Here is a 26,297-nt window from a genome sequence, read left to right as displayed (position 1 = left end):
AGAGGCAGGGTCGAACAGGAAACTAGCCTCGGGCGGCTTAACGCCGCATAAATGGGGAAGACCACGGCCGGCGGTGGGTGTCCGCACGGGCGTGGCAAAGGGGGAAATCATGTTTGCCGAGACCAGACGATTTTCGAGCCCGAGCGGCGCCTTGATCGCCTATCATCACCAGCGGGCGGAAGGAAATGCCCGCGGCATCCTGCTCGTCTGTCATGGCCTGATCGAACACTCCAAGCGCTACCGCGGCTTTGCCCGGGCGATGGCCGAGCGGGGCTTTCACGTCTTCGCCCACGACCATCGGGGCCACGGCGAGACGCTTGCGGCAGACGCACCGATCGGCCGCTTTTCCGAGCGCCGGGGCGACGTCAAGACGGTCCGCGACGTCAAGGCGATGCGCGACATGACGGTCGAGGAATATCCCGGCCTGCCGGTCCTGCTGTTCGGCCACTCCATGGGCGGGCTCGTCGCCCTCAACACCGCGATCAGCCATCCCGAGGCCTTCCAGGCCGTCGCGGTGTGGAACTCCAACTTCAACCCGGGGCTGACCGGCCGCCTCGCCCAGGCGGTCCTCTCGATCGAACGGATGCTGAAGGGCTCCGACGTGCCGAGCGCCATTCTGCCCCGCGCCACCTTCGACGCCTGGGGCCGCAGCATTCCGGGACACCGGACCCCGTTCGACTGGCTGTCACGCGACCCCGAGGAGGTGGATCGCTACGCTGCCGATCCGCTGTGCCGTTTTCCGGCGAGCGTCTCGATGTGGAGCGACGTGCTGGCGCTCGCCTTCCGGGGCAGCCGGTCCGCGCTGCTCGACGATCTTCCCCGCTCGTTGCCCATACATCTCGTTGGCGGCGGCAAGGATCCTGCCACCCGCGGCGGCCGCGATGTGCTCTGGCTGTCCTATCATCTGAAACGCCTCGCCTTCGGCAATGTCACGACCGTGATCTACGACGACATGCGCCACGAGACGCTGAACGAGATCGACCGCGAAAAGGCGATCGGCGACTTCTCCGGCTGGTGCGACAAGGTCTTTCCTGCCGCCTGATGCGTGCCTCGCCCGCCTGCCGGTTCGGCCCGGCATGCGGGCTGGACATTCGCTTGGCGATGCCGAAACGGAATGATCCCATGAGAGAAATTCAAGTGTCTCCGAGGGGATAGCCCGCTATACAAAGACCATGAATCCATCCTCCGCGAGCCCCGCCACGACTGAGCCCAAGACCCGGATCCTGAACGGCCTCGGCCTGATGGTGATCGCGATGCTCGTCGCTCCCTTCATCGACGTGTTTTCGAAGCTCGCCACATCGAGCGCTTCGCCGACCCTGATCACCACGGGACGCTTCCTGTTCCAGGCGATCTTCATGCTGCCTTTCGTGATCATGAACGGCACATGGCGGGAGTTCTCCTGGAAGCTGAGCGGCTATCACGCCATCCGCGCCGGCATCATCACGGTCTCGATGATCTGCTTCGTCGCAACGCTTGCCGTCATGCAGGTTGCCGATGCTGTCGCCATCTTCTTCGTCGAGCCGATCATACTGACGGTTCTGGCCAGCGTCTTCCTCAAGGAGACGATCGGCTGGCGTCGCTACACGGCCTGCGCCGTCGGCTTCCTCGGCGCGATGATCGTCATCCGCCCGAGCTTCGAAATGGTCGGCCCCATCGCCGTGCTCCCGGTGGTCACCGCCTTCTGCATCGCCGTCTTCGCGCTGATGACACGCGCGCTCTCGCAGCGGGAAAACCCCTGGGCCATGCAGTTCCAGATGTCGCTCTGGGGTTTGCCGATCTGCGGCCTGCTGCTCGCCGTCGGCAGTGTCAGCGGCATCGATTTCCTCGAACCGTCCTTGCCAAGCGCAATGACGCTGACCTGGATCGCCTGCGTCGGCCTCGCCGCAGCCCTTTCCGGCATCCTCGCCGTCTACGCCTACCGGGTGGCGCCCGCCTCGGTGCTCGCACCGCTGCAATATCTCGAGATCGTCTCCGCGACGCTGTTCGGCTGGCTGGTGTTCGGCGACTTCCCCGATCCGATCAAATGGCTGGGCATCGCCATCATCATCGGCTCGGGCCTCTACATCGTCTGGCGGGAGCGCCGCTTCTCCTCCAAGCCGGTTTCCGACAGCGAGCCGATCGCCCCATGACAGGATCACCCATGACAGAAAAGCCGAAGAAAAAGCCGCCGCTTGCCGGAATCCGCGTGATTGAGCTTGCCCGCGTTCTGGCAGGACCCTGGGCCGGCCAGATGCTCGCCGACCTCGGCGCCGACGTCATCAAGGTGGAAAACCCGGAAGGCGGCGACGACACCCGCGCCTGGGGACCGCCCTTCGTCGAAGGCAAGGACGGCGAAAACCTGTCGGCCGCCTATTACCACTCGACCAACCGCAACAAGCGCTCGATCGCCCTCGACTTCCGCTCCGGCGAAGGCCAGGAAATCGTCAGAAGGCTGGTCGCCACCGCCGACGTGGTCATCGAGAACTTCAAGCTCGGGGGCCTGAAGAAATACGGCCTCGACTACGAGAGCCTGAAGGCGATCAATCCGAAGCTCGTCTATTGCTCGATCACCGGCTTCGGCCAGAACGGTCCTTACGCCGAGTTCGCCGGCTACGACTACATCGTCCAGGGCATGTCGGGCTTCATGTCGATCACCGGCGAGCCGGACGGCCAGCCGATGAAGGCCGGCGTCGCGATCGCCGACATCTTCACCGGCATCTATGCGGTCACCGCCATCCAGGCCGCGCTGATCCATGCGATGAAGACCGGTGAAGGCCAGCTGGTCGACATGGCGCTGCTCGACGTGATGTCCGGCGTGCTCGCCAACCAGAACATGAACTACCTGATCTCCGGCAAGGCGCCAGTCCGCCTCGGCAATGCCCATCCGAACATCAGCCCCTACGAGGTCGTTCCGACGGCGGATGGCCACCTGATCCTCGCGGTCGGCAACGACGGCCAGTTCAAGCGCCTCTGCACCATTCTCGGCATCGATCCCGTCGCCGAGGACGAACGCTTCGCCACCAACAAGGCGCGCGTCGCCAACAAGGTCGAAGTCCGCCGGATCGTGATCGCGGAAACGCAGAAATGGGCCAAGCGCGACCTCCTGACCGCCTGCGAGACGAATTCCGTGCCGGCCGGACCGATCAATTCGATCGCCGAAATGTTCGACGATCCGCAGGTCAAGGCACGCGAACTGCGCATCGAACTCGAAGATGCCGACGGCACCGTCATTCCGGGCGTACGCACCCCGATCGTGCTGTCGGAGACCCCGCTGCGCTACGAGCGCCCCAGCCCGCGGGTCGGCGAACACCAACAAGAAATCCTCGCCGAACTGGCAGAGATCGAAAGGGAGAGAAACCAATGAAGAAGACTGGCGGGGAACTGATCGTCGAAGCCCTGAAGGCCAACGGCGTGGAACGCGTCTCCTGCGTGCCGGGGGAAAGCTATCTCGCGGTCCTCGATGCGCTGCGCGACAGCGGCATCGAAACTCTCGTCTGCCGACAGGAAGGCGGCGCCGCGATGATGGCAGACGCCTGGGGCCGGCTGACCGGCAAGCCCGGCATCTGCATGGTGACCCGCGGCCCGGGTGCGACCAACGCCACCGCCGGCCTGCACATCGCCAGGCAGGATTCGATCCCGATGATCCTCTTCATCGGTCAGGTCGGGCGCGACATGCGTGAGCGCGAGGCTTTTCAGGAAGTGGAGTATCGCCGCGCCTTCACCGAGTTCGCCAAGTGGGTCGGTGAGATCGACGACGCGCGCCGCATCCCCGAATTCGTCACCCGTGCCTTCGCCATTGCCACCTCCGGCCGCCCCGGCCCGGTCGTGCTGTCGCTGCCGGAAGACATGCTGGTCGACGAGGTCGAGGCGCCGGCCGCCAAGCCCGCCATGGCGGTCGAAGCCCATCCGGGCCCGTCGCAGATCGAGAAACTCGGTGAAATGCTGAGCGCCGCCAAGCGCCCCATCGCCATCCTCGGCGGCACGCGCTGGACGAAGGAGGCAGTTGCCGATTTCCAGGACTTCGCCAACTGCTGGAAGCTGCCGATCGGCTGCTCCTTCCGCCGGCAGATGCTGTTCGACCACCTGAACCCGTCCTACGCAGGCGACGTCGGCATCGGCATCAACCCGGCTCTCTCGAGAGAGATCAAGGACGCCGACCTCGTGCTGCTGATCGGCGGCCGTTTCTCCGAGATGCCGTCCTCGAGCTATACGCTGCTCGACGTCCCCTACCCGTCGCAGACGCTCGTGCACGTCTTCCCGGACCCGTCCGAACTCGGCCGCGTCTATCGCCCGGATCTCGCCATCTGCGCCGCGCCGGTCGAGTTCACCTCGGCGCTGAAGACGCTTGCGGCACCGAAGGATCCGGCCTGGGCGACCCGCACGGAGGCCATGCACGCCGCCTATCTCGCCTGGTCGACGCCGCCGACCCAGGGACCCGGACCAGTCCGCATGGGTCCGATCATGGATTGGATCGAAGCCAATACCGCCAAGGACACCATCTTCACCAACGGCGCCGGCAACTACGCCACCTGGGTGCACCGCTTCCATCGCTTCCGTGACTTCGCAACCCAGGCCGCTCCGACCTCCGGCTCGATGGGTTACGGCCTGCCGGCCGCAGTGGCGGCCAAGGCGCTGCATCCGGACCGTGAAGTCATCTGCTTTGCCGGTGACGGTTGCTTCATGATGCACGGCCAGGAATTCGCCACCGCGATCCGCTACGACCTGCCGATCATCGTCTGCCTGGTGAACAACGGTATCTACGGTACGATCCGCATGCATCAGGAGCGCGAATATCCCGGCCGCGTCAGCGCCACCGACCTCACCAACCCCGACTTCGCCGCCTTCGCCCGCGCCTATGGCGGTCATGGCGAAACGGTCGAGACGACGGAAGACTTCGCCGGCGCCTTCGAGCGCGCCCGCGCTTCCGGCAAGCCGTCGATCATCGAGATCAAGCTCGATCCGGAGGCGATCACGCCGATGAAGACGCTGACTCAGATTCGCGAGAAGACCTAGGTCTTCCGCGACATCTGCCGGGCCAGGTCGGCAAAGGCGCGCAGGGCCGGCGGCAGATGCCGATGGCCCGAATAATAGAGGCACAGTCCCGGAAATGGCGGCGTCCATTCCTCCAGCACCGTGACCAGACGGCCGGCCGCAAGGTCGGCCGCAACGTTTCGTTCGGTCATATAGGCAAGCCCCGCACCACCAACGGCGGCCTCGCGCATCAACTGCATGTCCTGCAGCGTCAGCGGACCCTCGACATCGACTCGGATCTCTTCCCCATGGCGCTCGAACTCCCAGCGATAGATCGTCCCGCTCGGCAGGCGCAGCCGCAAGCAGGCATGCCGTGTCAGATCGGCTGGAACCAGCGGTTTGCCGTGTCGTTCGATATACTGCGGTGATCCGACGACGACGAAACGCTCGTGCTCGGTCAGGGGAATGGCGATCATGTCCTGCGGCACCGTATCGATCAGCCGGATGCCGATGTCGAAGCCCTCGGCGACGATGTCGACCATGCGTCCTTCACTGACGATATCGACATCGACATCCCGATAACGCCGGAGGAATTCGAGAACGATCGGCATCAGCAGGCCCCGTGCTGCACCCTCCGACGTATTGATGCGCAACCGCCCCGCCGGCGTGGCGCGCGACTGCGTGGCCGCCTCCATCGCCGCTTCGATCTCCTTCAGCGCCGGCCCCACCTTGCCGAGAAACTGCTCGCCGGCTTGCGTCAGCGAGACGCTGCGCGTGGTGCGGTTGAACAGCTTGACGCCCATGCGGGTCTCGATCGCCGCAACCGCGTGGCTGAGCGCGGAAGCCGACAAGCCAAGCTCCGCAGCCGCCGCCCGGAAGCTCCGCGCCGCGGCCACGGCCGCGACCGCATGCAGTTCAACCAGTCCCGACTTCTTCATTGTCTCAAATCCTGCATCATATCATACACAAATATGCCGGTTATCAGAACAATGCCAGCGGCATATCTGAGGGTTCGTCACTGAACCAAATGAACGAGGCACATCATGACCAAGACGGTCTTCATCACCGGCGCATCCTCCGGCATCGGCAAAGCATCGGCCAAGCTCTTTCAGGAGAAGGGCTGGAACGTGGTTGCAACCATGCGCACTCCAGAGAAGGAATCCGAACTCAACCTACTCGACGGTGTTCTGGTGGCGCGCCTTGACGTCCAGGACCCGCAGAGCATCGAGACCACCGTCGAAGCCGCGATCGCGCGGTTCGGCCGCATCGACGTGCTGGTCAACAATGCCGGTTATGGCCTCTACGGCGTGTTCGAAGCGGTACCGCGAGAGAGCATCCAGCAGCAGTTCGACGTCAATGTATTTGGCGTCATGGATGTCACACGCGCCCTGCTCCCGCACTTCCGTGCCACCAGGGCCGGCACCATCATCAATGTGAGCTCAGGCGCTGGCCACTTCACATTGCCGATGATCTCGCTTTACTGCGCCAGCAAGTTCGCGCTGGAGGGCTTTACGGAAGCGCTTTCCTATGAGCTGCTGGCTCTACAGATCGGGGTGAAGCTGGTTGTCCCGCATGGCGGCGTTGCCGAGACAAGCTTTCAGCTGCGCTCAGCCGCGGATTTCGCCCAAGAGAATATGCCAACTGATTACCGCCCGTTCCTCGACCGCTCCACCGCGGCCTTCGCCAGAATGGGCGGCGCGTTGACCATGACGTCCCGGGATGTGGCCAACGTGGTGCATGAAGCGGCGACCGATGGAACCAGCCGGTTGCGCTACTTCGTCGGCGACGACGCACGCGGCTTCGTTCAGGCGCGCAGCGAAATGGCCGACCAGAACTATGTCGACTTCATGCGTTCGCACTTCGCCTGAATCCAACAAAAAAGCCGGCGCATCAACAAGATGCACCGGCTTTCGGAATCGGATTGGCAGACTTCAGATCGCCGCAGTGACGATGAACTCGACCTTGTAGTCCGGGGTCGCCAGCGCGGCTTCGCTGGTGGCGCGAGCCGGCGGATTCTTCGGGTCGATCCAGGCTTCCCAGACGGCGTTCATTTCGCCGAAGGTCGACATGTCGGAGAGGTAGATGATCGTCTGCAGGATCTTCGACTTGTCCGAGCCGGCGAGAGCCAGCAGGCGCTCGACTTCAGCCAGAGCCGACTTCGACTGTTCGGTGACGGAAACGCCGTCGCCGACCTGGCCCGCGAGATAGACGGTGTTGCCGTGAACGACAGCGCCGCTCATGCGGGCGCCCGGCTCGATACGCTTGATGGTCATGGAAAATACTCCTGTTTCATGGAAAGGCGAAATGTCGATGGCGGCGAGCGGAGCGCTCAGCCGCGAAGATGCAGGCTCTTCTGGTAGGTCGCGGTCGAACGCGCACCGGAACGGCAGTAGCCGAGCATCGGCCGCTCGAAATCGTCGAGCGCGTCCACCATGCCGGTCACGGCCTCGGGCGTCACGCCCATCGGGCCGACCGGCACATGGGCGATCTTGAGGCCGAGTTCCTCGGCACGCGCGGCGATTTCGGCAAAAGTCGGCTGACCGGCCTCTTCACCGTCGGGACGGTGGCAGACGATGGACTTGAAGCCGAGCGCCTTGATGGTGTCGAGATCGGCAACCTGGATCTGGCCGCTTACGGAATAGTCGTCGTCGATCTGCGAGATGTTCATGGGTCGCTCCCTGCTTTCGAGGGCCAAACATCTACGATGCGTGCAGTCGGGCGTCAATGACCGGAAAGCGCCTTCCCCTTCGGGGAACAGATCAGACGAAGGCGAAGGCCAGCGCGTATTCCCGGCTCTCGCCCGGCGCCAGATCGACGAGTTCGCCCCGCTCGGCAAGCTTGGCGCGTGGCTCCCAGCGATGGGAAACCGGCTCGATGCCGAGCACGTGGGCAGGCGCCGCCTGATTGCGCCAGATCTGCAGGAAGGGAAGCGTATCGGTGCGGAAACGGACCTTCAGCGTCTTGCCACCGATCGCGGCGATCGGACCGAGCCGCGCTTCGGCCCAGCCGCCCTGGCCGGCCGGAACGCAGAAGACCCCGCCGTCGCCCTCACCGAAGGCCCAGGGCATGCCGCCGCCCTCGAACATCGCCCCTTCGAGCCGCATGCCGTCGTCGAAATGCCGGGCGCCAAGGTTCATGTGATACATCAGCATCGCCGGGAACGGCGTCGCGCCGGTATTGGTAACCGTATCGGAGAGAAGCGTCTCGCCGGTCCCCCCGTCGATCCGCCAGCGCCGATCGAGCCGCGCCGCGCCGCCGTCGGCGAGACGGACATCGACAGTCGCCCGGCATTCGATCGCCTCGCCGCTGCTGCTGAAGGCGATGTCGCGTGCAGGATGGGACGAGAACGAGCCGTGAAGCGGATAGCGGCCCGCCTTGCCGTCGCCGATCGGCTCGGGATGGCGGATGTGATCCGGGCCGCAGGTGAAGAGAAAGCCCTCGAGCGAATGGTCGATTCGCGGATCGCCGTCATCGGGGATGGCCCGTCCGGGCGCGAGGTCGATGCCGCCGACAATGCAGGCGCCGATATCCATGACGGAACTCTCGTCGAGCGTGAGCGCCGGCCCCTTCCCCGCGGAAAACTCCATCATCTGCCCGGCTTCCCCTCGCTATCAATCCCGCTCCGGCGGGACGCGTGCCGCCATCAGCGTCTCGACGCCGGACAATCCGTCGTCGAGTGCCTTGAGGTATGGCAAATCGAGCGTGCCATCAAGCCATGTCTGGTAGTCGCCGGCGCGCGCCTTGAGGATCGCGTAATGCTCCGCGCCGGACCGGGTCAGGGAGAGTTGTTCGAAGCGCCGGTCATGGCTGTCGCGGCTGCGCTCCAGCCAGCGCCGCTCCTCGAGCGCCTTCACCGCCCGGCTGATCTTCGTCTTCGTCAGGCCGGAGTGTCCGGAAATCGCCTTCGCCGTGGAATGGACCTTTTCGCCGAGCGACCACAGCACCTGCCACTCCGCCCAGGAAATTTCGTCGCCGTCGCCGCTGAAACGCATGAAATGAGCGCTCAGCCTCTCGGCGGCGCGGTTCAGCCGATACGGCAAAAAATCGTCAATCTCAAATCGATGTCCCATCGTCCCCCCTCAGACGATCCGGCGGAAAATCGCCCACCGGTCTGCTCCCCATGAAAATTGTGCAGCGCCTCGCTCCCCAGAGACGGCCTTAAGACAATATTCACCATGAATTCACCTTTTCCACATTAGTGTCAAATTTATCGCGTTTCTCGCGTGGACCAAAAAGGGGATTCGGGCCGTGGTCGATATGTTGAGAGCTGGATTGATTGTCGCGTCGCTTGCTGCATTGCAGGCCGGCGTGTCGACACCTGCCCTTGCCCAGAGCTACGGGAATCGCGGAGGCTCCACGCTTCTCGTCACCCCCGACGGCGACCTGCTCGACTACACGCCCGAGCAAGGCGAAGTCGTCATCAGCCGCGACCAGATGGGCCGGCGCGTTCTCATCGACCGCTACGGCAACGTCGTGGCGATCGAAGTCCCTGCAGAGACCTACTTCCCCCGCCAGCGCGAAGCACGCGCGCCGGCCTATGACGACTACGGCGCGCCCGCCCCGGGCTGGGAGGACGACGGCATTGTGACAGGCGCCATCCCTTCGCCCGACGCGATCGATCGCCAGCCGCTCGACGAACCCCTGCCCGACATGCCGACCGGCGGCCCCGACCTCGCTCCGCCGACCGACCAGGCGCCGATGCGCACGGTCACGCCGGACATCCCGGTGAAGAGCAACCTGTCGCAGCTCGAAATCACCGCACTGCAGGTCTTCCTCGACCGCGAAGGTGTTTCGCCGGGCGTGATCGACGGCAAGATGGGCCAGAACGTCAACAAGGCGCTCGTCGCCTGGCAGCAGATGACCGGCGAAACCATCGACCCGAACAATGCAGAGGATATCCTCGAGCGCCTTCGCCTGTCCGGCGGGCTTGCGATCACCTCCTATACCATCACGCCCGGTGATGCCGCCGGTCCGTACGTTGCCGAGATCCCGGAAGACTACAGCCAGAAGGCCTTGCTGCCGTCGCTGGCCTACACCTCGACCACCGAAATGCTGGCCGAGAAATTCCACATGGACGAAGCCTATCTGCGCCAGCTCAACCCAGGCGTCGACTTCACCATCCCGGGCACCATCATCAAGGTGGTTGAACCCGGCCAGACCAAGACCGGCTCGGTTGCCCGCATCATCGCCAACAAGGGACTGAAGCAGGTCTTCGCCTACGCCGAGGATGGCTCGCTGATCGCTGCCTACCCCGCCAGTATCGGCTCCGCCGACACGCCGTCGCCGTCGGGCACGGTGACCGTCGAGCGCGTCGCCCTTAATCCGGGCTACACCTACAATCCGAAGATCAACTTCCAGCAGGGCGCCAACGACAAGGTGCTCAGCATCCCGCCCGGCCCGAACGGTCCTGTCGGTACCGTCTGGATGGCGCTTTCCAGGCCGACCTACGGCATCCACGGCACTCCGGAGCCGTCGAAGATCGGCCGCACCCAGAGCCATGGCTGCATCCGCCTGACCAACTGGGACGCCACCGAACTCGCCAAGATGGTCAAGCCGGGCGTCACCGTCGAGTTCATCGACTGACGCGACCGCGTCAGGGCGCCGCGTAGCGCACGTTTGTCATCTCCAAACACGAAAGAGCCGCCGGATCTCGATCCGGCGGCTCTTTCGTTTCGCTGCTTGGGAGGAACGGGAGGATCAGGCAGCGTTACGAACGATGCGCAGGAACCGGCGCGGCTCCTGGCTACGAATGACCTTGACCGGCAAGAGGCGCATGACTTCGCCGGCAAAGGCCTGGGCATTTTCGCGGGCGCGGTCGAGATTGCTGACCTTCGCCGCGTCCATGGTGTAGAGGGTGCCGCCACAGTCGAAGATCTCGCGGAAGGCGGTGCGCTCGACGATCGGCGTGTCGATGACATTGACGCCGCGAGCCGCAAGCAGCCCCTTGATCGTGAGGAGCGCGCGGGTCGTCACCATCGAGGTGACGCGGGTCAGCACGACCGAGTGGGCGATCTTCAGCTTGCCGGTATCTTCCATCAGCTTGATGAGGTCGAGAATCTGCGCACCGCCGCGCGCGTCCATCGCACAGCCCTGGACCGGGATCATGACATGATCGGAAAGCCCGATGGCAGTCGTGACGATGGCGTCGCGGGCGCCGGCAAGGTCGATGATCGTGTAGTCGGCGGAACGGGAGAGTTCGCGGATATGGCCCTGCAGCGAAGCAACGGAGACTTCCGAGATCACTTCGATGTTGTGCTGCGGACCGGAAATGTCGTGCCACTGGGAAATCCAGCGCTGCGGATCGGCATCGAGGATGGCGACGCGATAGCCCTGGTGGGCAAGTTCGGTCGCAAGCAGGAGAGCGGCAGTGGTCTTGCCGGCACCGCCTTTGGCATTGGCAAATGAGATGACTGGCATGCAATTTCCTCGAAGGGTAGAACCGAGCCGATCATCGCTCTCGCAGGCACCCCTTGCTCATGGTGTCAGTAAATGCAGTATTACTAATCATGGTTAACAAACCGGAAAGACAGCGAGGCAACCGCCTCCCTAAAATTTGGTAGGCGAGCCGCGCATCCCGCTGACACCAAAAGAGAAAAGGCCCGCGGCGAAAATCACCGCGGGCCTTGACGTTTGTTAACTCTACACCGGCTTCCGACGTCGGCGGACTACTTCCGGACCGGCGCGCATGACCCGACATTTGCCGGCTTGACACGCCCGGCCTTGAGGTCTTCGAGCCTCGGAATGGTCGGATCAGGCCCCCCGATCGCAGCTTCGAACGTGGCGCGATCAACCGCTATCATCCGACCCGATGAGGTAAAACTCACCATGCCGTCACGACCGCGATAGGCTGCAGAGACCCGCATACGGCAAAAGAACTTCTTGTCGCCTTTAGAGAGCACCCAGCCGAGCCCTCCCGAACGCCCCTGCCCCAGAGGACCGACCGCGTAACCCTGACCGGCGAGCTTGGAAAAACTCTCGGCATTCGCGGCTGCCGGAAGCACCACGGCGCCAAGAAGCACGGCAGCAATACTGAGGAAATGAAATCGCATGTGAAATACCTTTCGAATCGACCTGAAATACAATCTCTGCGTATATCGCCCAGACAATACACGCAAAATACAAAAAGGCCCGGAACATTCCGGGCCTTTCCGATTCGCATTGAAGACTGGACGCCTCAGAAGCAGTCGTAGAACAGCTTCTTGGTGTTTTCCAGCGTGAGCTCGACCGGGTTGCCGCCGGCGGTCGGATCAACGATGGCCATGGCGGCCATTTCGTCGATTCGGTCCGACTTGACGCCGAAGGCCGTGAGGTTTTCCGGAACGCCGAGTTCGGTGCGCAGTTCGAGCACATAGTTGTAGAAGCCGTCGAAGCCGCCGGAAATCCCGAGATAGGCGGCCGCACGGGCGATCTTGTCCTCGATCGCCGGACGGTTGAAGCGAAGCACCGCCGGCATGACGACGGCATTGGTCATGCCGTGGTGGGTGTTGTAGATCGCGCCGATCGGGTGCGACAGCGAATGGATCGCGCCGAGACCCTTCTGGAAGGCGACGGCGCCCATGGCAGCAGCCGACATCATGTTGGCACGGGCCTCGATGTCGGTTCCGTCCTTGTAGGCGCGCGGCAGGAATTCCTTGACCAGACGCATGCCTTCGAGCGCGATGCCCTGGCTCATCGGATGGTAGAAGGGCGATGAATAGGCTTCCAGGCAATGGGCAAACGCATCCATGCCGGTACCCGCTGTGATCGACTTCGGCATGCCGACGGTCAGTTCCGGATCGCAGATGACGACGCCCGGCAGGAACTTCGGATGGTAGATGATCTTTTTGACGTGGGTCTGCGAATTGGTGATGACCGATGCGCGTCCCACCTCCGAGCCGGTGCCGGCCGTGGTCGGCACGGCGACGATCGGCGCGATGCCCTCGACGCTGGCACGGGTCCACCAGTCGCCGATGTCTTCGAAATCCCAGACCGGACGAGTCTGGCCGACCATGAAGGCGACGCACTTGGCAAGGTCGAGGCCCGAGCCGCCGCCGAAGGCGACGACGCCGTCATGGCCGCCGTCACGGAACGCCTTAATGCCGGCTTCGAGGTTGACGTCGTTGGGGTTCGGATCGACGTCGGCGAAGAGCGCGCGGCCAAGGCCGGCTTCGGCAAGCACGTCGAGCGCCGTCTGGGTGATCTGCATCGGAGCCAGGCCGCGATCGGTGATCAGCAGCGGCTTCTTCATGCCGAGCGACTTGCAGGCGTCGGCCAGTTCCTTGATGCGACCGCGTCCCATCTTGACGGCGGTGGGATAGCTCCAGTTTGCGACGATATTCATTTCGTGACCTTCTTGAGGTGGTAGGATTTCGGGCGGGTGAGGTTCTGGAAGCCGATGACCGAGAGCGAGCCGCCCTTGCCGGTTTCCTTGACGCCGGTCCAGCAGAGCGCCGGGTCGAGATAGTCCGCACGGTTCATGAAGACCGTACCAGTCTCGATTTCACGGCCGATGCGGCCGGCGCGCTCGGGATCCTGCGTCCAGAGCGATGCGGTGAGGCCATACTGGCTGTCGTTCATCAGGGCGAGCGCTTCGTCATCGGTCTTGACCTTCATGATGCCGACGGCCGGACCGAAGGTCTCGTCCTTCATGAAGGACATCGAGTGATCGACGTTGGTCAGGATCTGCGGCATGAGGTAAGCGTGGCCGTCATCCTGCGGGAAGAGCTTCGGATCGACATGGGTCTTGGCGCCCTTGGCGACGGCAGCGGCGATCTGTTCGCGCACATGCGCGGCGAAGCGGCGATGGGCCATGGGGCCGAGCGTCGTTTCCGGATCGAGCGGGTTGCCGAGCTTGTAGTTGGACACCCATGCGACGGACTTCTCGACGAAGCTGTCGTAGAGGCTCTCATGCACGTAGATGCGCTCGATGCCGCAGCAGCACTGTCCGGAATTGTAGGTGGCGCCGTCCATCAGCGTGTCGACGGCAGCATCCAGATCGGCGTCTTCCATGACATAGGCCGGATCCTTGCCGCCGAGTTCGAGGCCGAGACCGGCAAACGTGCCGGCAGCGGCGCGCTCGATCGAACGGCCGCCCTCGACGGAACCGGTGAAGTTGATGAAGTTGAACTTGCCGGTGGCGATCAGCGCCGAGGTGGTGGCGTGGTCGAGGAAGACGTTGACGAAGACGTCATCCGGAACGCCGGCCTCGACGAAGGCGCGCACCATGCGCTCGCCAACCAGCAGGGTCTGCGTGGCATGCTTGATGACGACCGTGTTGCCGGCCATCAGCGCCGGGGCGACCGTGTTGATCGCCGTCATGTAAGGATAGTTCCACGGCGCGATGACGAACACGACGCCCTGGGCCTCGCGCTCGATACGGCGTTCGAAGGCGGCACTTTCCTCGATGACGAGCGGCTTCAGTGCGTCGGCTGCGATCGAGGCGACATAGTTGGAACGCTCGTTGAAGCCCTTGTATTCACCGCCGTAGCGGACCGGGCGGCCCATCATGTGGGCGAGTTCGGGCACGACTTCGTCCGACATCTCGTTGAGGCGGGCGACGCCCTTGAGGACGAGCTGGACGCGCTCTTCGAGCGGACGGCGGGCCCAGGCCTTCTGGGCCTTGCGGGCGCGCGCCACCGCCTCGCTGGCGGCTTCGAGCGACATCGCGGGACGCTCGGCGTAGACCGACTGGTCGATCGGCGAAATGCATTTGATCATGGTCATTCTCAGTTGCTCCTTGAAAGCCTTGCTTGCCAGTAGCGCGAAGCGGGGCGCGGCACCATCTGCCAAGATGGCGCAACCGCCCCAGCCCGACCGGACGACGCCTCGGCGCGGTCCGGCCCTTGCTGGCACGAACGCCCTCCCCGGTCGAACCGCGAAGGGCCTTGAATCTCTCTTACCGTCAATCGCATGACAGGAATATCACCCGAAAGGGATAGACCGCCGGAAGGCCAGACGCCGCCAGCGATCATGCCTCAGGCGCGTTCGAAACCGCGGGCCACCTCCCAATCGGTGATCTTGCGGTCATACTCTTCCTGCTCCCACTCGGCCGCACGCACATAGTGGTCGACGACATCGTCGCCGAGGGCGGAGCGCAGCATGGCCGAACCGGTCAACGCCTCGGTGGCGGCTCGGAGCGTGCGCGGGATCTCCCGCACGTCCTGCGCACCATAGGCGTCACCGGTGAAGGCAGGCTCCAGCGCCATCTTCTTCTCGATCCCGTCGATGCCGGCCGCGATCAGGGCTGCCATGGCGAGATAGGGATTGAGGTCGGAACCGCCGACGCGGCATTCGACGCGGATGCCCTTGGTGCCCTCGCCGCACAGACGGTAGCCGGCGGTGCGGTTGTCCTTCGACCAGATCGCCTTGGTCGGGGCGAAGGTGCCGGCCATGAAGCGCTTGTAGGAATTGATGTAGGGCGCCAGGAAATAGGTGATCTCGCTCGCATGCGCGAGCAGGCCCGCCATGTAGTGCTTCATCGTTTCCGACATGCCGTACTTGTCCTTCGGATCGAAGAACAGCGGCGTCTTGCCGTCGGCGGACCACAGTGACTGGTGGATATGCGACGAGGAGCCGGCGGCGTTGTAGTGCCACTTGGCGAGGAAGGTGATCGCCTTGCCGCGCGTCCAGGCGATCTCCTTGCAGGCGTTCTTGATGATCACGTGCCGGTCGGCCATGGTCAGCGCATCGGCGTAGCGGACGTTGATTTCCTCCTGGCCGGCCGATGCCTCGCCCTTGGAGTTCTCGACCGGAATGCCGGCGCCCTGCAGTCCCTTGCGGATCGCCCGCATCACGTCTTCTTCCTTGGTGGTCTGGAAGATGTGATAGTCCTCGTTGTAGCCGCTGACGAGCTGCAGGTCGCGATAGCCCGAGGCGCGCGCGTCGTCATAGGTCTGGTCGAAGAGGAAAAATTCGAGTTCGGTCGCCATGAAGGCCTTGAGACCCATGGCCTCGAGCCGGGCGACCTGCTTCTTCAGGATCGCGCGCGGCGAATGCGGTACGTCCGCATGGGTATGGTGATCCTGCACGTCGCAGAGAACCAGCGCCGTGCCTTCCAGCCAGGGGACCCGCCGCAGCGTCGAAAGATCGGGCTTCATGGTGTAGTCGCCATAGCCCTTTTCCCAGCTCGTCGCCTTGTAGCCGGAGACGGTTTCCATCTCCATGTCGGTGGCCAGCAGGTAATTGCAGCTGTGCGTCTCTTCATAGGCGCTCTCGACGAAATACTCCGCCTGGAAGCGCTTGCCCATGAGCCGCCCCTGCATGTCGACCTGGCAGGCCAGAACGGTATCGATGCGCCCCTCGGCGACATCCTTTTTCAGTTCGTCGAATGTGTACGTCATTTGAGTAAGCCCGCTGATTATGGTTGTTTCAGGCGCGCCGGCCTGTTTTCCCTTTGTTTTTTGATGCCCCGGCCGACTGACGGCCGGGGATAGTCTCACGGCTCTCGAGGCTTACACCTCGCCGACAGCCTTCTCGGCCGCCGCAATCTCGGCCTGGCGCTTGGCCACTTCCGCACCGATCGGCGGGCCTTTGAAGCGCTTGTTTTCGAAAACGAGCCAGACGATCGCGGTCAGCACGAAGAAGCCGAGCGTGATGTAGAGCGCCCAGTCGTTCGGCGGCTGGATGCCGATGACGAAAATCACCGCCATGGACACAAGCGACAGTATGGCGACGATCTTGAAGCGTGCTGCCCCCAGATCCCAGGGACCCATGGCATGCCATTTCGGCGTGCCGTGAGCAAAAAGCCCCAGACCGATCGGCAGGGCAAAGGACAGGAACAGGAAGATGACCGTGCACGAGACGACGATCGCATAGGCGGACGCCTCACCGATGGTGACCTCCGACGTGCCCCAGACGAACAGCACCGAGAGCACGGCAGCGGTCCAGATGGCGGCGACCGGTGTACGGAATTTCGGGCTGACCTTGGCCAGCGCGCTGGAGCCCGGCAGGCCTTTGTCGCGCGAAAAGGCAAAAATCATGCGCGATGCCGAGGTGACCGTCGCCAGACCGCACAGGAATTGCGAGATGAAGATCGCGAGATAGAGCACGAACTTTACCGTCGGGTTGACCTGGCTGTCCATCGCCCAGAAGAACACGTTCCAGCCCTGCTTGGCGGCGTCGTCCATGTTCGGGATCATCAGAACGAAGGAGCACAGCATAATGTAACCGAAGACCGATGCCCAAAGAACCGAGGACACCATTCCACGCGGCACGGAATGCTGGGCGCGCACGGTCTCTTCAGAGGTATGGGCCGAGGCATCGTAGCCGGTGATCGTATAGACCGGCAGCAGCAGACCGAGCGCGAAGACCCAGCCGCTCGACACCGACGGCCAGACATTGCCGCCGGCTTCACCCGAATAGTTGCTGAGCGTGAAAAGCCGTGCGAACTCGTAGGACGGCGCCGATACCAGGCAAACGACTGTCAGACCGATGGCGGCCGCCAGGATGAGATAGCCCGACATGTCCGTGAGCTTTGCCGTCAGACCGATACCGACATGATTGATCAGAGCCATCAGACCGGTGATCGCACCGACGAAAAGAACACGCACCATAAGCGTGTCTTCCATGCCGAAATAGGCACCGAATGCGCCGAAGAAGAAGTAGTAGGTGCCGACATTGATGGCGCCCAGAACGGTGATCAGGCCGAGCAGGTTGAGCCAGGCCGACAGCCAGCCGGTGAAGCGGTTGCCGAGGATCGAACCCCAGTGATAGAGCCCACCGGCCGTCGGATAGGCCGACGAGATCTGCGCCAGCGCCAGCGCAAAGAAACCGGACATCAGGCAGCCGAGCGGCCAGCCTAGCCCGATCGCGATACCGCCTGCGCCGGACGTCGCCTGTGCGAGCGAGTTGATACCGCCGGACATGATGCATATGATGGAAAATGAAATCGCGAAATTCGAGAACGAGCTCATGCTACGTTCGAGTTCCTGGGCATAGCCCATGGAGTGCAGGATATGCACGTCGTGTTTTTTGTCTGCTTCGGTATAATCTGACATGACGTCCCCCAATTAACCGATCGTCCGCGGGATTGCGGACAATTTCGTGTGCAGCGCTGCCGACAGAACCGGCAGCCGTTACGCAGATCAACTGATCCCCGGGGTCTTTTTTTCTTTTCCTAGCGGTGGGCGATCGCCTTCACGATCAACTCCGCCAGATAGTCGGCCATGACCCCTTGGCCGACCTCATCTCGTATCAGGTCGTTTCTGACCTCGATCATGACATTCAACAACCCGTGCGGCAGGGCATGCAGCCGCAGGCTATGCGTTACGCCGTCTTCCGGCCCATAGGGCTCGTTGCGCCCGACATTGTACGAGCCTGCCTTGGCCGCATCGAGCATGCCGTCCGCGAGCCGGCTGTCGCTGTCGTGCAGGATGCCGATTTCGACCTCCCGCTTCCGGCCCATATAGACCGGCGTGAAGCTGTGGACCGTGACCAGAACGGTTTCCTGGCCCCGCGCCATGCGCGCGGCCAGAAGGTCCGAAATGCGGTCGTGAAAGGGAATGTAGAGGGCCGCGGTGCGGGCATAGCGCTCCGCCGGCGACAGGCCGCAATTGCCCGGGATCTCGTAGATCTCGCTCTTTTCCGGCATCGCCCCCGGCGCTTCCGGCGGGCGGTTGCAATCGTAGACGAGGCGGGAAAACCGCTGGTGGACGAGTGGGCCGTCGAGTTTGGCGGAAAGCCGCTTGGCAACCGCCAGTGCGCCCGGATCCCATGCGATGTGGCTGACCAGAGCATCATCGTCGAGGCCGAGATTTCCGGCACGCTCCGGCATGCGGCGGGACGCGTGCTCGCAGACGAAGAGGCAGGCCCCTGCCCCGTCGGCATTCTCAACGGCGACGGCTTCGCCGTCTGCCTCTGTCAGGATGTCCGTCCTCAAGAGCATGCGGTATTTTCCCCCGCGCCTTCCGGCTTATTTTCTTGACGAAGAGAATTCTTCACGATTGCGACAGTGTCAACCATGCCTTGAAAATTTCTCTTCAATTTTCGCGTTGACAGGATTGTGACAGCCAAGTTTAACTTTGTGACAGGCCGGCAGAAGATCGGCCCAAGGGGAAAACAGACGTTGAAACAGGCGCCGAAAACAGTGTCGGACGTAATCCGCACCCATTTCGATGGGTTGACGCGCGCTGAGCGTCAGCTCGCGGAAAGCCTGCTCGACAACTATCCGGTATCCGGCCTCGGCTCGATCACCACGGTCGCCGACAATGCCGGCGTCTCGACGCCGACCGTCGCCCGCATGGTCCAGAAGCTCGGCTACAAGGGCTACCCGGAATTCCAGGCGCATCTGCATCAGGAGCTCGAGGCGACGCTGTCCGGCCCGATCGCCAAGCACGACCGCTGGGCATCGAACGCACCGGGCACCCATATCCTCAACCGCTTCGCAGAAGCGGTGATGAACAACATGCGGCAGACCCTGAGCGGGCTGGACACCGTCTCTTTCGACGATGCCGCCCGCCTGCTCTCCGACCGCCGCCGCAATGTCTATTTCGTCGGCGGGCGCATCACCGGGGCGCTTGCCGAATACTTTTTCACCCACATGCAGGTCATCCGCCCCAAGACGGCGTTGATGACGGCGAACACCAGTTCGTGGCCGCAAAACGTGCTCAACATGAGCGAGGGTGACGTTCTGGTGATCTTCGACATCCGCCGCTACGAGGCGGACATGGAGACGCTCGCCGCGGTCGCGAAAGCGAGCGGCGTCGAGATCATCCTGTTCACCGACCCGTGGAGTTCGCCGGTCGCCAAGCATGCAAGACACTGTTTCAAGGTCGATATCGAGGCACCCTCCGCATGGGATTCCTCGGTCGTCACGCTGTTCGTCGTCGAAGCCCTGATCGAAGCCGTCCAAAGCTCGGCCTGGGATGAGACCCGAGAGCGCATGAATACGCTCGAAGGTCTGTTCGAAAAGGCGCGGCTGTTTCGCAAGCCGCGCTGAATGCCATCGCATCGGGAGGTAAGAAGGAAAAGAGAACAGAAAAAGGGACGTGCTTGACGCCTGAAAGGCACTGAGCAGGAACCGTCACATAACTATCATGCAAGCTGAATATCAGTCCCGCATCGCTGCAAAACCAACAAGGAGAACTTCAGTGATTACGAATTTCCGCCGCATGCTCTCGCTGTCGACCGCAATGGTCGTCGCGTCCACCTCGCTCGCATTCGCCGAGCCGAGCGCCGAACTGGTCGAAGCCGCCAAGAAGGAAGGCATGCTGACCACGATCGCTCTGCCCCACGACTGGTGCGGCTACGGCGCCGTGATCGACGGCTTCAAGAAGAAGTACCCGGAAATCAGCGTCAACGAACTGAACCCGGATGCCGGCTCGGCTGACGAAGTCGAAGCCGTCAAGGCCAACAAGGACAACAAGGGCCCGCAGGCTCCGGACGTTGTCGACGTCGGTCTGGCCTTCGGTCCGCAGATGAAGGCCGAAGGCCTCCTGATGCCGTACAAGGTCTCGACCTGGGACGAAATTCCGGAAAACGTCAAGGACGCCGAAGGCTACTGGTACGGCGACTACTACGGCGTCATGTCGATGATCGTGAACAAGGATCTCGTCAAGGAAACCCCGAAGGACTGGGCTGACCTCCTGAAGGCTGACTATGCCGGCCAGGTTGCTCTCGCCGGTGACCCGCGCGCTTCGAACCAGGCCATCCTCGGCGTTCTCGCCGCCGGCCTCGCTTCCGGTGCCAAGGCTGGCAAGGAAGCCGGCGAAGCCGGTCTGAAGTACTTCGCCGAACTCAACAAGGCTGGCAACTTCGTTCCGGTCATCGGCAAGTCCGGCACGCTGGCTCAGGGCTCGACCCCGATCGTCGTCGCCTGGGACTACAACGCCCTGTCCTGGAAGGACACGCTGGCCGGCAACCCGCCGGTTGACGTCATCGTTCCGGAATCTGGCGTTCTCGCAGGTGTCTACGTTCAGGGTATCTCGGCCTACGCCCCGCACCCGAACGCTGCCAAGCTCTGGATGGAATATCTCTATTCCGACGAAGGCCAGACCGCATGGCTCGCCGGCTACTGCCACCCGGCCCGCTTCAACGCCATGTCCAAGGCCGGCAAGATCCCGCAGGCCCTGCTCGACAAGCTGCCGCCGGCCGCTGCCTATGAAAAGGCCTACTTCCCGACGCTCGAGGAAGTCGATGCCAACAAGGCTGCCGTCACCGGCGGTTGGGACAGCGTCGTCGGCGCCAACGTACAGTAATTAAAATGCTGTGAAATGCCGCCCCGGTCTTGAGGCCGGGGCGGCTTTTCTCTTCAATGGGATCCGCGCACCAAAGCGTGGACGAGGGGACAAACTGGATGGCGTCTGACAGCACCACCACCGCACAGACCGCAGGCCTCGCGAAACGGCTGCCGCTCCACTGGATCGGCGTGGCCCCCTTCGCGGCCTTCACACTTCTTTTCCTGATCCTGCCGACGATGAAGATCGTGCTGGGCGCGTTTCAGAACGCCGACGGCGCCTTCACGCTCGAAAACATCGGGGGCCTGTTCACGCCTTCGATCCTCGCGGCCTACTGGATCTCGATCAAGATCAGCCTCGCCTCGGCCCTGCTCGGCTGCCTGATCGGCTTCGCCATGGCGACCGCCGTGATCCTCGGCGGACTGCCGCAATGGATCCGCGGGCCGCTCCTGACCTTTTCGGGTGTCGCCTCGAATTTCGCCGGCGTGCCGCTGGCCTTCGCCTTTCTCGCGACGCTCGGCCCGATGGGTCTGGTCACCGTCTTTCTGCGCAGCAATTTCGGCTTCGACCTGCGCGCCCATCTCGGCTTCAACCTGCTTTCCTTCTGGGGACTGACGGTCACCTATCTGTTCTTCCAGATCCCGCTGATGATTCTCATCATCACCCCGGCCATCGACGGCCTGAAGCGCGAATGGAAGGAAGCCGCCTCGATCCTCGGGGCAACCAACGTGCAATACTGGCGCATGGTCGCCTTCCCGATCCTGCTGCCTTCGCTGCTCGGCACCATGGCGCTGCTGTTCGCCAATGCCTTCGGCGCCGTCGCCACCGCGATCGCGCTGACGGGATCGTCGCTGAACATCGTGCCGATCCTGCTCTTCGCCCAGATCCGCGGCGACGTGCTCGGCAATCCGCATCTCGGCTACGCCCTTGCCTTCGGCATGATCGTCGTGACCGGTGTTGCCAATGCCCTTTACATTTGGCTGCGCGCCCGCAGTGAAAGGTGGCTGCGATGAAAAAGATCTGGGCCTGGGGAGCGCTGGCGTTCGGCCTCCTCTACTTCTTCCTGCCGCTGATCGGCATGACCAACTTCTCGCTGAAGATGCGGCGCGGCGAATATTCCTTCGACGCCTATGCCAAGGTTCTCGGCGATGCGCAGTTCCAGCAGACCTTCAGCTATTCGGTCACGATGGCGCTGGTGACGATCGTCTTCGGCATCGTGCTCGTCGTGCCGACCGCCTACTGGGTGCGGCTGCGCATGCCCGGCCTGCGCCCCTATATCGAATTCGTGACGCTTCTGCCGCTGGTCATCCCGGCGATCGTCATCGTCTTCGGCTATATCCGCCTCTACAACACCTCGAGCTGGCTGCCACTGACCGGCACGCTGACCGGCACCAACCTGCTCCTGATGTTCGGCTATGCGACACTCGCCCTGCCCTACATGTATCGTGCCGTCGACACGGGCCTGTCCTCGATCGACGTGCGCACGCTGACGGAAGCCGCCCAGAGCCTCGGCGCCGGCTGGGCGCGCATCCTGTTCCGCATCATCCTGCCCAACGTGCTGATCGCGGTTCTCTCCGGCGCCTTCCTGACCTTCGCCATCGTCATCGGTGAGTTCACCATGGCGGCGCTGCTCAACCGTCCGGCCTTCGGCCCTTACATGCAGTTGCTCGGTGCCAACCGTGCCTACGAACCGGCAGCACTCGCCGTCATCGCCTTCGGCATCACCTGGGGATGCCTCGGCCTGATCCAGTTGGTCTCCCGTTTCCAGAAAACAACTCAACGCCCGGCCTGAGGACGACAGCAATGACATTCCTGACCCTGACCAACATCCAGAAGTCCTTCGGGCCGGTCAAAGTCGTCCACGACTTCAACATGGCGATCAACAAGGGCGAGTTCATCTCGTTCCTCGGACCGTCCGGCTGCGGCAAGACCACCATCCTGCGCATGGTCGCCGGCTTCGAGACACCGAGCGGCGGCACCATCGTCATCAATGACCGTGACCAGTCTAGCCTGAAGCCCAACCAGCGCAACATCGGCATGGTGTTCCAGGCCTATGCGCTCTTCCCCAACATGAACGTCTTCGACAATGTCGCCTTCGGCCTGAAGATCGCCGGTATCGGCAAGGCCGAAATCGAGAAGCGGGTGAAGGAGATGCTGGCACTGATCCATCTCGAACACCTGGGCGACCGCTATCCCTACCAGCTGTCGGGTGGCCAGCAGCAGCGGGTGGCGCTCGCCCGCGCATTGGCGCCGAAGCCGCAGGTGCTCCTGCTCGACGAGCCGCTCTCGGCACTCGACGCCAAGATCCGCGTCTCGCTGCGCGAGGAAATCCGCCAGATCCAGCAACAGCTCGGCATCACCACCGTCTTCGTCACCCACGACCAGGAAGAAGCGCTGTCGATCTCCGACCGGGTCGTCGTCATGAATGCCGGGCGCGCCGACCAGATCGGCACGCCCTTCGAGATCTACAACAAGCCGGCGACGCGCTTCGTCGCCTCCTTCGTCGGCACGCTGAACCTGATCGAGGCCAAGGTCGTCGATCCGGCAGCGAATTCAGTGGCGATCGGCGACCTCGTCGTGCGCCTGAAGGACAAGGTCGAGGCTGCCGCCGGCAGCACGGTTCAGCTTGCCATGCGTCCGGAAGCAGGCTCGCTGAACGGGAGCGCGAAGGGCGATACGACGCTGAGCGGTCCGGTCGTTTCCAGCCACTTCCTCGGCTCGGTCATCCGGACGCGCATGAACGTCGCCGGCAATATCGTTTCCTTCGACATGTTCAACGACCCGAGCATCACACCTCCGGCCGTCGGCGAAACCGTCAATTTGCGGATCGACGCGGACGATCTTCTGGTCCTTCAGGCCTGAGACAAACCCAGCATTTCCGGGTTCTTGATCATCGGGGGGGCGCCTTTAGCGGTCCCCCTTTTCTTTGAATTTTGCCCCGGCAGGAACTGCTCCGAAACGATCCATTTTCTTTACCAAGTCGTGGGAGCATCCGGCCGGAAACAACAGTCGGGAATGACGGAATGGGGACCCGCGACAGAGACGATCTGCTGATGACACCGCGGCGGTTCATGGACGAGTTCATGCGGCTGAAACGGGGCTCGGTCACCCGGCGGCATTTTCTCGGCGTGACCGGCCTCGGTCTTGCTTCCGCCGTGATGGGCGGCACTGGCGGACCGTGGAACCGGCCGGTCTTCGCCTCGGAACTCGGCGGCCAGGTCTCCGTCAACAGCTGGCCCAATTACCACGACCCGGCCACCTTCGAGGAATTCACCCGGCTGACAGGTGTCGAGGTACTGCTGACCGTCACCGGCTCGAACGAGGAAGTCCTGACCCGTCTGCAGACGGGCAGCGCCGCATGGGACCTGATCGTCCCGACGAACTACGCCATTTCGACCTATGCGGCCCGCGGCCTGATCGAGCCGATCGATCTTTCCCGGCTGCCGAACTATGATCGAAAGACCCAGAACCCGCGCTTCATCTCCGCCGCCGAGATCGATGGCAAGACTTTTGCCGTACCGAAGAACTGGGGCACCACCGGCATGGCGACCCATACCGACGAGCTGGACGTCATGCCGACCAGCTGGCGGGAGTTCTTCGACCTCGCCATGACCGATGCCAGCGGCCGGACCATCGTCCACGACTATCAGCTGACGACGATCGGCAACGCCCTGGTATCGCTCGGCCATTCCTTCAACTCGGTCGACCCGGCCGAGCTCGCCCGGGCCGAAGTGCTCCTCCTCGAGGTCAAGCCGCATCTTTTCGCCATCGACAGCGATTACCAGCCGGCCATGCGCGCCGGCGACGCGTGGCTCACCATGAGCTGGACGGTGGACGGCCTGCAACTGAACCGCGACATTCCCGACATCGAGTTCACCCTCGGCTCCGACGGCGGCGAGATCTGGACCGACTATTATGCGATCCCCGCCAGCGCGCCCAACAAGCCGGCAGCCTATGCGCTGCTCGACTTCCTCATGCGACCGGAGATCGCACTCCGCGAACACCTGGCGACCGGTGCCGCAACGACAGACGGCCGCGTCATGACGCAACTGCCGCACGAAATCATCGCAAACCGAATCATCTATCCGGACGAAGTGGCACTCAGCCCGCTGGAATTCGGCGCCGCGGTGACCCTGACCGATCCCGGCCGCGCCGAACTGATGGCGCGCTTCAAGGCGGCCTGACGTCATAGATACCTCCGCCTGAACAACGAAAAATTCCAGGACCCGAAAGCCATGGCCCCGCGCATCTCCGTCATCGACAGCATCTCCGATCCCGGCAAGCCAGGGCGTGCCAACGAGGACCGACTGGGCCACAACGGTTCGGCCGCCTTCGTCATCGACGGCGCGACCGGCCTCGGCGACCGGCAGTTCATGGAGGGCTACGGCTCCGACGCGGCCTGGATCGCGGAATTCGCGGCCATCCACTTTGCCGAAAGGCTGAACCGCAGCGCCGACCCGAAGGCCGTGCTCAGAAAGGTTTCCGAGGAGGCCCGCGACGCCTTCATGGCCGCGGCCGGCGACCAACCCCGCTACGCCTGGCCGCTCTGCAGCCTGACTGCCCTTCAGACGACCGACACCGGTTTCCGCTGGTTCGGTCTCGGCGACAGCTGCCTTTATCTGCTGCACGACGACGGACGCTCCGACTTCGTCATCCCGATCCCCGGCGCCTACGAATGGGAGCAACATCAGGCAGCACAACACATCGCCCGCGTCGGCGGGATCGGTGCCGCAAACATCGCGACTAGCGATCCGACGACCCTTGCAAATCTTCGCGAAGGTCGCGCCCGCCAGAACACACCTGACGGCACGACCTGGACCTTCGGCATCGTCCCGGAAGCCGCCGATCACCTCGCCATGATCGACGTGCCTCTCCACGGCGGCGGAGCGACCGCCCTCCTCTGCTCCGACGGCCTCGCCGACCTCGTCGCCCTCTACAAGCTCTACGACCCGGCCACGCTGATCCAGCGTGCCGCGACATCGGGGCTGAAATCCCTGGTCGCCGAACTCCGCCACATGGAGCGGGAGATTGACCCGGACGGCCTGAAATACCCGCGCTACAAGCAGAGCGACGACACGACGGCGATCCTGCTCCGGCTGGAAACTTGAAGGTAATTAGGAATCCGCCTCAATAACTTATCGGCGAATTCGGAATCGGATTGCGAACACACTCATGCAGAGGATGAGCACCTTGTTT

The 26,297-nt window shown here is 63.2% G+C and carries 25 protein-coding genes; 13 read left to right on the top strand and 12 right to left on the bottom strand.

What is annotated here, in order from left to right; all coding sequences use genetic code 11:
- Positions 1–109: 109 nt before the first annotated feature.
- From HHL25_RS03190 to HHL25_RS03175, 4 genes are all read left to right on the top strand, one after another.
- Positions 110–1,042, top strand: coding sequence for an alpha/beta fold hydrolase (locus HHL25_RS03190; RefSeq protein WP_169587194.1), 933 nt, complete (start codon positions 110–112; stop codon positions 1,040–1,042).
- 130 nt (positions 1,043–1,172) lie between these two features.
- Positions 1,173–2,129, top strand: coding sequence for a DMT family transporter (locus HHL25_RS03185; RefSeq protein ID WP_169587192.1), 957 nt, complete (start codon positions 1,173–1,175; stop codon positions 2,127–2,129).
- Between the two features lie 11 nt (positions 2,130–2,140).
- Entirely contained in the window at positions 2,141–3,343 is a 1,203-nt protein-coding gene (locus tag HHL25_RS03180) for a CaiB/BaiF CoA transferase family protein (RefSeq protein WP_169587190.1), read from the top strand.
- Complete coding sequence (locus tag HHL25_RS03175) at positions 3,340–4,992, top strand: thiamine pyrophosphate-binding protein (RefSeq protein ID WP_169587188.1); 1,653 nt, start codon at positions 3,340–3,342, stop codon at positions 4,990–4,992. The genes HHL25_RS03180 and HHL25_RS03175 overlap by 4 nt, the downstream gene beginning before the upstream one ends.
- Here HHL25_RS03175 and HHL25_RS03170 read toward each other — a convergent pair.
- Positions 4,989–5,888, bottom strand: coding sequence for a LysR family transcriptional regulator (locus tag HHL25_RS03170; RefSeq protein WP_169587186.1), 900 nt, complete (start codon positions 5,886–5,888; stop codon positions 4,989–4,991). The two genes, HHL25_RS03175 and HHL25_RS03170, sit on opposite strands and share 4 nt — an antisense overlap.
- Before the next feature lie 105 nt (positions 5,889–5,993).
- On the opposite strand from HHL25_RS03170, the gene HHL25_RS03165 reads away from it, so the two are divergent.
- The gene (locus HHL25_RS03165; RefSeq protein ID WP_169587184.1) at positions 5,994–6,818 is read left to right on the top strand and encodes an SDR family oxidoreductase; all 825 of its coding nucleotides are present in this window, start codon (positions 5,994–5,996) and stop codon (positions 6,816–6,818) included.
- A 63-nt stretch (positions 6,819–6,881) separates the two neighbouring features.
- Here HHL25_RS03165 and HHL25_RS03160 read toward each other — a convergent pair whose 3' ends face one another.
- From HHL25_RS03160 to HHL25_RS03145, 4 genes are all read right to left on the bottom strand, one after another.
- Positions 6,882–7,223, bottom strand: coding sequence for a RidA family protein (locus tag HHL25_RS03160; protein ID WP_169587182.1), 342 nt, complete (start codon positions 7,221–7,223; stop codon positions 6,882–6,884).
- 56 nt (positions 7,224–7,279) lie between these two features.
- Positions 7,280–7,618, bottom strand: coding sequence for a TIGR01244 family sulfur transferase (locus HHL25_RS03155; protein ID WP_169587180.1), 339 nt, complete (start codon positions 7,616–7,618; stop codon positions 7,280–7,282).
- Positions 7,619–7,709: 91 nt separating this feature from the next.
- A complete protein-coding gene (locus tag HHL25_RS03150) occupies positions 7,710–8,540 on the bottom strand; it encodes an aldose 1-epimerase family protein (RefSeq protein WP_169587179.1) in 831 nt (276 codons plus the stop codon).
- 21 nt (positions 8,541–8,561) lie between these two features.
- Positions 8,562–8,942: a MarR family winged helix-turn-helix transcriptional regulator gene (locus tag HHL25_RS03145; RefSeq protein ID WP_246701676.1), complete on the bottom strand. Its 381-nt coding sequence runs from the start codon at positions 8,940–8,942 to the stop codon at positions 8,562–8,564.
- Positions 8,943–9,207: 265 nt separating this feature from the next.
- Between HHL25_RS03145 and HHL25_RS03140 the strand changes: the two genes are divergently transcribed.
- A complete protein-coding gene (locus HHL25_RS03140) occupies positions 9,208–10,533 on the top strand; it encodes a L,D-transpeptidase family protein (RefSeq protein ID WP_169589538.1) in 1,326 nt (441 codons plus the stop codon).
- A gap of 114 nt (positions 10,534–10,647) precedes the next feature.
- On the opposite strand, the gene HHL25_RS03135 is transcribed toward HHL25_RS03140, so the two are convergent.
- The 7 genes from HHL25_RS03135 to HHL25_RS03105 form a co-directional block, all read right to left on the bottom strand.
- The gene (locus HHL25_RS03135) at positions 10,648–11,367 is read right to left on the bottom strand and encodes a ParA family protein (RefSeq protein ID WP_169587175.1); all 720 of its coding nucleotides are present in this window, start codon (positions 11,365–11,367) and stop codon (positions 10,648–10,650) included.
- A gap of 248 nt (positions 11,368–11,615) precedes the next feature.
- Positions 11,616–11,999, bottom strand: coding sequence for a hypothetical protein (locus HHL25_RS03130; RefSeq protein WP_169587173.1), 384 nt, complete (start codon positions 11,997–11,999; stop codon positions 11,616–11,618).
- 125 nt (positions 12,000–12,124) lie between these two features.
- A complete protein-coding gene (locus tag HHL25_RS03125; RefSeq protein WP_169587171.1) occupies positions 12,125–13,270 on the bottom strand; it encodes an iron-containing alcohol dehydrogenase in 1,146 nt (381 codons plus the stop codon).
- Positions 13,267–14,652: an aldehyde dehydrogenase family protein gene (locus HHL25_RS03120; protein WP_169587169.1), complete on the bottom strand. Its 1,386-nt coding sequence runs from the start codon at positions 14,650–14,652 to the stop codon at positions 13,267–13,269. Before HHL25_RS03120 ends, HHL25_RS03125 begins: the two co-directional genes overlap by 4 nt.
- A 251-nt stretch (positions 14,653–14,903) precedes the next feature.
- Positions 14,904–16,268 carry a glutamine synthetase family protein gene (locus tag HHL25_RS03115; RefSeq protein WP_169587167.1) on the bottom strand — a complete coding sequence of 455 codons (1,365 nt, stop codon included), beginning with the start codon at positions 16,266–16,268 and terminating at the stop codon, positions 14,904–14,906.
- A gap of 111 nt (positions 16,269–16,379) precedes the next feature.
- On the bottom strand, positions 16,380–17,924 hold the full coding sequence (locus HHL25_RS03110; protein ID WP_169587165.1) for an amino acid permease: 1,545 nt from the start codon (positions 17,922–17,924) through the stop codon (positions 16,380–16,382).
- A 119-nt stretch (positions 17,925–18,043) separates the two neighbouring features.
- Complete coding sequence (locus HHL25_RS03105; protein WP_169587163.1) at positions 18,044–18,811, bottom strand: N-formylglutamate amidohydrolase; 768 nt, start codon at positions 18,809–18,811, stop codon at positions 18,044–18,046.
- Positions 18,812–18,991: 180 nt separating this feature from the next.
- Between HHL25_RS03105 and HHL25_RS03100 the strand changes: the two genes are divergently transcribed.
- The 7 genes from HHL25_RS03100 to HHL25_RS03070 all read left to right on the top strand — a co-directional run bounded on the left by HHL25_RS03100 (position 18,992) and on the right by HHL25_RS03070 (position 26,209).
- On the top strand, positions 18,992–19,864 hold the full coding sequence (locus HHL25_RS03100; RefSeq protein WP_169587161.1) for a MurR/RpiR family transcriptional regulator: 873 nt from the start codon (positions 18,992–18,994) through the stop codon (positions 19,862–19,864).
- A gap of 151 nt (positions 19,865–20,015) precedes the next feature.
- Positions 20,016–21,122 carry an ABC transporter substrate-binding protein gene (locus HHL25_RS03095; protein ID WP_169587159.1) on the top strand — a complete coding sequence of 369 codons (1,107 nt, stop codon included), beginning with the start codon at positions 20,016–20,018 and terminating at the stop codon, positions 21,120–21,122.
- 98 nt (positions 21,123–21,220) lie between these two features.
- On the top strand, positions 21,221–22,114 hold the full coding sequence (locus HHL25_RS03090) for an ABC transporter permease (protein ID WP_169587157.1): 894 nt from the start codon (positions 21,221–21,223) through the stop codon (positions 22,112–22,114).
- Complete coding sequence (locus HHL25_RS03085) at positions 22,111–22,893, top strand: ABC transporter permease (RefSeq protein ID WP_169587155.1); 783 nt, start codon at positions 22,111–22,113, stop codon at positions 22,891–22,893. Before HHL25_RS03090 ends, HHL25_RS03085 begins: the two co-directional genes overlap by 4 nt.
- Positions 22,894–22,904: 11 nt before the next feature.
- Positions 22,905–23,963 (top strand): ABC transporter ATP-binding protein, encoded by a 1,059-nt coding sequence (locus HHL25_RS03080; RefSeq protein ID WP_169587154.1) that lies wholly within the window; start codon positions 22,905–22,907, stop codon positions 23,961–23,963.
- A 161-nt stretch (positions 23,964–24,124) separates the two neighbouring features.
- Complete coding sequence (locus tag HHL25_RS03075; protein WP_169587152.1) at positions 24,125–25,285, top strand: ABC transporter substrate-binding protein; 1,161 nt, start codon at positions 24,125–24,127, stop codon at positions 25,283–25,285.
- Positions 25,286–25,336: 51 nt separating this feature from the next.
- The gene (locus HHL25_RS03070) at positions 25,337–26,209 is read left to right on the top strand and encodes a protein phosphatase 2C domain-containing protein (protein ID WP_169587150.1); all 873 of its coding nucleotides are present in this window, start codon (positions 25,337–25,339) and stop codon (positions 26,207–26,209) included.
- The last annotated feature ends 88 nt before the right edge of the window (positions 26,210–26,297 follow it).

Source organism: Rhizobium terricola, assembly GCF_012927355.1.
In the GTDB taxonomy this organism is placed as follows: domain Bacteria; phylum Pseudomonadota; class Alphaproteobacteria; order Rhizobiales; family Rhizobiaceae; genus Allorhizobium; species Allorhizobium terricola.
Note: the sequence above shows the minus strand (reverse complement) of the source record. Positions and strands in the feature narration are given on the sequence as shown.

Coding starts and splice junctions, on each gene's coding strand:
- HHL25_RS03085 (WP_169587155.1), top strand. CDS start 22,111: ATGAAAAAGATCTGGGCCTGGGGAGCGCTGGCGTTCGGCCTCCTCTAC.
- HHL25_RS03165 (WP_169587184.1), top strand. CDS start 5,994: ATGACCAAGACGGTCTTCATCACCGGCGCATCCTCCGGCATCGGCAAA.
- HHL25_RS03150 (WP_169587179.1), bottom strand. CDS start 8,540: ATGATGGAGTTTTCCGCGGGGAAGGGGCCGGCGCTCACGCTCGACGAG.
- HHL25_RS03190 (WP_169587194.1), top strand. CDS start 110: ATGTTTGCCGAGACCAGACGATTTTCGAGCCCGAGCGGCGCCTTGATC.
- HHL25_RS03090 (WP_169587157.1), top strand. CDS start 21,221: ATGGCGTCTGACAGCACCACCACCGCACAGACCGCAGGCCTCGCGAAA.
- HHL25_RS03135 (WP_169587175.1), bottom strand. CDS start 11,367: ATGCCAGTCATCTCATTTGCCAATGCCAAAGGCGGTGCCGGCAAGACC.
- HHL25_RS03180 (WP_169587190.1), top strand. CDS start 2,141: ATGACAGAAAAGCCGAAGAAAAAGCCGCCGCTTGCCGGAATCCGCGTG.
- HHL25_RS03125 (WP_169587171.1), bottom strand. CDS start 13,270: ATGAATATCGTCGCAAACTGGAGCTATCCCACCGCCGTCAAGATGGGA.
- HHL25_RS03075 (WP_169587152.1), top strand. CDS start 24,125: ATGGGGACCCGCGACAGAGACGATCTGCTGATGACACCGCGGCGGTTC.
- HHL25_RS03130 (WP_169587173.1), bottom strand. CDS start 11,999: ATGCGATTTCATTTCCTCAGTATTGCTGCCGTGCTTCTTGGCGCCGTG.
- HHL25_RS03110 (WP_169587165.1), bottom strand. CDS start 17,924: ATGTCAGATTATACCGAAGCAGACAAAAAACACGACGTGCATATCCTG.
- HHL25_RS03175 (WP_169587188.1), top strand. CDS start 3,340: ATGAAGAAGACTGGCGGGGAACTGATCGTCGAAGCCCTGAAGGCCAAC.
- HHL25_RS03145 (WP_246701676.1), bottom strand. CDS start 8,942: ATGCGTTTCAGCGGCGACGGCGACGAAATTTCCTGGGCGGAGTGGCAG.
- HHL25_RS03185 (WP_169587192.1), top strand. CDS start 1,173: ATGAATCCATCCTCCGCGAGCCCCGCCACGACTGAGCCCAAGACCCGG.
- HHL25_RS03105 (WP_169587163.1), bottom strand. CDS start 18,811: ATGCTCTTGAGGACGGACATCCTGACAGAGGCAGACGGCGAAGCCGTC.
- HHL25_RS03120 (WP_169587169.1), bottom strand. CDS start 14,652: ATGACCATGATCAAATGCATTTCGCCGATCGACCAGTCGGTCTACGCC.
- HHL25_RS03070 (WP_169587150.1), top strand. CDS start 25,337: ATGGCCCCGCGCATCTCCGTCATCGACAGCATCTCCGATCCCGGCAAG.
- HHL25_RS03160 (WP_169587182.1), bottom strand. CDS start 7,223: ATGACCATCAAGCGTATCGAGCCGGGCGCCCGCATGAGCGGCGCTGTC.
- HHL25_RS03080 (WP_169587154.1), top strand. CDS start 22,905: ATGACATTCCTGACCCTGACCAACATCCAGAAGTCCTTCGGGCCGGTC.
- HHL25_RS03170 (WP_169587186.1), bottom strand. CDS start 5,888: ATGAAGAAGTCGGGACTGGTTGAACTGCATGCGGTCGCGGCCGTGGCC.
- HHL25_RS03155 (WP_169587180.1), bottom strand. CDS start 7,618: ATGAACATCTCGCAGATCGACGACGACTATTCCGTAAGCGGCCAGATC.
- HHL25_RS03115 (WP_169587167.1), bottom strand. CDS start 16,268: ATGACGTACACATTCGACGAACTGAAAAAGGATGTCGCCGAGGGGCGC.
- HHL25_RS03140 (WP_169589538.1), top strand. CDS start 9,208: ATGTTGAGAGCTGGATTGATTGTCGCGTCGCTTGCTGCATTGCAGGCC.